Source organism: Patulibacter medicamentivorans, assembly GCF_000240225.1.
Taxonomy (GTDB): Bacteria; Actinomycetota; Thermoleophilia; order Solirubrobacterales; family Solirubrobacteraceae; genus Patulibacter; species Patulibacter medicamentivorans.
Genome location: NZ_AGUD01000171.1, coordinates 1 through 4,438 on the forward strand (window position 1 = coordinate 1; position 4,438 = coordinate 4,438).

Consider the following 4,438-nt stretch of genomic DNA (forward strand, 5'->3'; position numbering starts at 1 on the left):
CGCCCGGCCGCGGCTTCCACCGCACGTGGCTGGCGACCAACGCCGGCGCCGCGCGGGACGCGCTGCGCGCCGAGCGCGACGCCTGATCAGGCGTCGCCGGAGCGCCGCCGACGGCCCTCGGGCAGCAGCGGCGCGGCCAGCAGCAGCGCCGCGGCCGTCAGCGCCCCCATCTGCCAGGTCCAGTCGAGCAGGCACGAGGTCACGAAGGCGGCGATCGCCCCGGTCGCCCCGGCGGCCTGGGCCCGCGACAGGACGGTCGGTCGCAGGCGGCCGCGGATCGCGCCGGCCGTGACGGCCGCGATGAAGGTCAGCAGCAGCGCGAAGCCCGGCAGGCCGAGCTCGCCGAGCGTCTCCAGCGGCAGCGAGTGGGCGTTGAGGATCCGCTCGCCGGTGGTCCGCTCCCGCAGCCAGCGAACGCGGAAGCCGCCGACGCCGTCGCCGAGCAGCGGGTCGGAGGTGAAGCCGTGCCACGCGACCTTGTAGCCGGCCGAGCGGGTGCCGCTCGCCGACGCCAGCCGCTCGGTCCCGGTGCCGGTCACGGGCCCGGCGGCCAGGAACTCCTTGCGCTGGTCGTCGAGGAAGCGCCGGAACGTGCCGACCCGACCGGCCGCCTCGCCGTCGAGCCGCCCCGCGACGACCGCGGTGCCGCCGAGGCCGAGCACCAGCAGCACCAGCGTCGCGATCGCCGCCGCGCGCTGGAAGCGGCCCATCTGCGGCCCGCGGAACTTGCGCCGCTTCTCGCGCCGCAGCAGCACCTGCAACGCGACGACGGCGGCGATGCCGGCGACCACGCCGAGCCCGATCACCTGCAGCGCCACCGTCGGGCCCGCGCTGTCCAGGCCCGGGCTGGCGGTCGGGTCGTCGATCACCGCCGGCGTCGTCGCGGCGCTGGCGACCGCGAGCGCGGTCGGCAGGCCGACCGCCGCCATCACCAGCAGCGCCTGCAGCGGCCGCCGGGCCAGCGCGACCACCACCACGACGCCGACCACGGCGGCCAGGACCGCCCCGCGCGAGACCGTCAGCAGCAGGGTGACGGCCAGCAGCGGCACCAGCCCGGCGGCGACGCCGCGCAGCCAGACGGCGCTGCGACGGTCGCCGGCCAGGCCGAGGCAGAAGACGGCCGCCATCGCGGCCGCGGCGCCCTGCGCGTTCCAGTAGTTGATCGGATAGGAGAGCCGGTAGACGCCGAACGCCTGCTCGCGGGCGGGCGCCAGGTCCAGGCCCGGGAGCAGGCGGCCGGCGAAGCCCGCCAGCGCGACGGTGACCAGCGCCGCGCCGACGGCGAGCACCATCATCCGCGCGCGGCGGCCCCGGCCGACCGCCACCAGGCCGAAGCCGAGGATCGCCGCATACGAGATCTGGCGCTGCATCTCGGTCACCGCGACGTCGGGCAGCGGCGACCAGCGCGACGACAGCCCGGTCCAGGCGCCGAGGCCCACGAGCCCCGCGGCCGCGACCAGTCCGTGGACCCCCGGGCGCCAGGTGGCGCCGCGGACCACCAGCAGGATCGCGGTGCCGACCAGCGCGGCGACGCCCGCCGCGAGGTACTGGACCGGGAAGTAGCCGCCGCCGTCGAACGCCTGCAGGAGCACGATCAGCACGCCGCCGCCGGCGCCGACCAGGTCCGCGATCAGGCCGCGGCGCTGGAGGAACGCCGCCAGCCCGGCCGGTCGCGGTGGTGCAGTCGTGCTCGACACGGCGGGCATCCTCGCAGGCGCCGTCGCGCAGGTGGCGTACGGTGGCCCGCTGCCGCGGCCCGGGGGCCGTTGACGGCCCACCGGCGCGGTACGGTGCGCTCGTGCCGATCGCCCGTCTCTCCGCGCGCCCGCTCCCGCTGCACCTGGTCGTCGCGGCGGCGTTGCTGGTGCTCGCGATCGCGCTGCTGCCGGCGCTGCGCCGGGAGCAGCATCTCGACCGCGGCCAGCGCGCGCTCGGCTCCGATCCTGGGACGGCGCTGCGCGAGGCGCGCGCCGCCGAGGGCCCGGCCACGCTCCAGCGCGCCCGCGAGCTGCAGGTCGCCGCCGACGTCGACCTCGGGCGGTTCGCCGACGCCGAGCGCGTCCTGCGGGTGATGCGAGCGCGGACACCCGCGGACCAGATGATCCTGCGCGGCCTGTTCACCGTCCAGCTGCGCCTCGGCGACCGGCGCGCGGCACGGCGGACCTTCCGGCGCCTCCAGCGAGTCGATCCGCGCTACACGATCGGATTGGGAAAGTGATTGCTCGACGCAAGTCGAACGGACGGACGTTCGACAGAAATATCGTGCAAATGAGTGACATCCGTCGAACCTGTCGGTACAGTCGCGTGGCAATGATGGGTCGTCTCGCTGTTCCTGCTCCATTCCTCCGCTCGCGCGCGCTGCTGCTCGTGCTGGCGGCGACGCTGGTGCTGATCGCCGGGGCTCTGGCGGTCGCTCAGACGGCGGGCGCCCAGTCGGCCCCCGGCGCGCAGTACGGCACCACCACCACGACGCCGACCACGACGGCGCCGACGACCACCACCACGCCGACCACCACCACCGGCACCACGGGGCCGACCACCACCGATGACGGCGGCGTCGGCCCCGACACCAGCGGTGGTCCGGGCGAGGAGCCCGAGGGCAACGGCGCTGCCCCCAACGAGGCCGGGGCCGTCCCGGCGTCGCTCTCACGCCCCTCCAACAAGAGCGGTGGCCTGCCCTTCACCGGTCTCAACCTCGAGACCCTCGTGCTGATCGCCCTGATCCTGCTCGCCGTCGGACTCGCCGTCCGCGCCGCCGCCCAGCGCCGGCACCACACGGCGGGCTGACGCGCTGCCGGGGGGGGCAACGCACAGCATGCTGCTGGACGCGCGTTCACCGAGCGGCGAGTCGACGTCCGGCCAACGGGTCGACAAGGCCACCGCGGCCGCGACCCGGTACGACCCAGGGCAGCGGCAGAGCGTGCGGCGGCGCCTGCTGGCGCTGACCGACGGGCTGAGCTACCTCGGCGCGCTCGCGCTGCTGTTCCTCGCCCGCGGCGACCAGATCGGCAGCCTGGTGATCCCGCTGGCGCTGGTCGGCTGCGCCGTGCTGATCGTCGTGGCCAAGATGCTGCGGCTCTACGACATGGACGTCCAGCGGCTGATCCCGTCGACGCTGGACGAGGTCCCGCGGCTGGTCGTGGCCGTCAGCGTGACGCTGGTCGTCGTCACGTTCTTCGTGGCGCCGGTCCGGACCACCGACTCGCTGACGCGCTGGGACCTGCTCGCCCTGTGGGTGATGACGCTGCTGTTCCTGCCGCCGCTGCGCTCCGCCGCTCGCGGCCTGGCGCACCGCCTGACGCCGCCGGAGCGGGTGGCGATCGTCGGCGACGACGCGCTCTCGGCCGTCCTCACCAGCTCCTTCGCCTACCGGCCCCGTCACGTCACGCTGGTCGACGTCGTGCCGGCGGTCGACCACGTCAACCATCCCGGCCTGGCGAGCGAGATCGCCTCCCGCTGCCTCGACCGCGGCGTCGAGCGCGTGGTGCTGGTCTCCGACGCCTTCGACGCCGACCTGGCGCTCGAGCTGCTGCGACAGCTCCGCCATGCGTCGGTCGCCGTCTCCGTGGTCCCGCGCGTCGCGGAGGAGACCGGAGCCCGCGTCCTCGTCGAGCACCTCGACGGGATCGGCGTGATGGGCGTCCCGCCGATCGCGCGGACGCGCTCGACGCTCGTACTCAAGCGGGTCTTCGACCTGCTGATCGCGATCCCGATGTTCTGCGCGCTGCTGCCGCTGATGGGGGTGATCGCGCTGGTCATCCGGCTCGACTCGCGCGGGCCGGTGCTGTTCCGCCAGCAGCGGATCGGCCGCAACGGCGAGCCGTTCACGATGCTCAAGTTCCGCACGATGGTCGACGGCGCCCACGAGGCCCGGGCCGACCTGCGGCACCTCAACGTGCACGCCGACCACCGGCTGTTCAAGATCCCCGACGATCCGCGGATCACGCGCGTCGGGGCGATCCTGCGCCGGGCCTCGCTCGACGAGCTGCCCCAGCTGATCAACGTCCTGCGCGGCGACATGAGCATCGTCGGACCACGGCCGCTGGTCGCCGAGGAGGACGGCCACGTCGTCGGCTGGCACCGCCGCCGGCTGGACATCACCCCCGGCCTGACCGGCCCCTGGCAGGTGCTCCAGGGCCACGCGGTGCCGTTCGACGCGATGGTCAAGATCGACTACCTGTACGTCCTCGAGTGGTCACCGTGGACCGACGTCAAGATCATCCTCCGAACGCTGCCGGTCGTCCTCGGCCTGCGATCGCTGTGAGCGCGCGCCCGACCTCTCCGTGGCGGCCGGACGCGCCGCGCCAGGACGCACCGCCGAGCGAGGCGCCCGTCGCCGTCGCCGAGCGGACCCGTCCGGCCTCGCCCTGGGATCCGCCCGCGGCCGCCGAACCGGTTGCGGCGCCGGCGCCGCCCGCTCCCGCGCCGTCGGCGCCCA

4 protein-coding genes are annotated in these 4,438 nt (G+C 75.2%); 3 read left to right on the forward strand and 1 reads right to left on the reverse strand.

Features of this window, described 5'->3' with window-relative positions; all coding sequences use genetic code 11:
• Window positions 1–86 precede the first annotated feature (86 nt).
• The gene (locus PAI11_RS10935) at window positions 87–1,697 is read right to left on the reverse strand and encodes an O-antigen ligase family protein (protein ID WP_007574413.1); all 1,611 of its coding nucleotides are present in this window, start codon (window positions 1,695–1,697) and stop codon (window positions 87–89) included.
• A gap of 101 nt (window positions 1,698–1,798) precedes the next feature.
• Between PAI11_RS10935 and PAI11_RS10940 the strand changes: the two genes are divergently transcribed.
• From PAI11_RS10940 to PAI11_RS24270, 3 genes are all read left to right on the forward strand, one after another.
• Complete coding sequence (locus tag PAI11_RS10940; protein ID WP_007574414.1) at window positions 1,799–2,218, forward strand: hypothetical protein; 420 nt, start codon at window positions 1,799–1,801, stop codon at window positions 2,216–2,218.
• A gap of 92 nt (window positions 2,219–2,310) precedes the next feature.
• Window positions 2,311–2,787: a hypothetical protein gene (locus PAI11_RS26280; protein WP_007574416.1), complete on the forward strand. Its 477-nt coding sequence runs from the start codon at window positions 2,311–2,313 to the stop codon at window positions 2,785–2,787.
• Between the two features lie 28 nt (window positions 2,788–2,815).
• Entirely contained in the window at window positions 2,816–4,264 is a 1,449-nt protein-coding gene (locus tag PAI11_RS24270) for an exopolysaccharide biosynthesis polyprenyl glycosylphosphotransferase (protein ID WP_007574419.1), read from the forward strand.
• Window positions 4,265–4,438 lie beyond the last annotated feature (174 nt).

Bases quoted from the DNA above. Each gene is read 5' to 3' on its own strand.
- PAI11_RS26280 (WP_007574416.1), top strand. From the start codon at position 2,311: ATGATGGGTCGTCTCGCTGTTCCTGCTCCATTCCTCCGCTCGCGCGCG.
- PAI11_RS24270 (WP_007574419.1), top strand. From the start codon at position 2,816: ATGCTGCTGGACGCGCGTTCACCGAGCGGCGAGTCGACGTCCGGCCAA.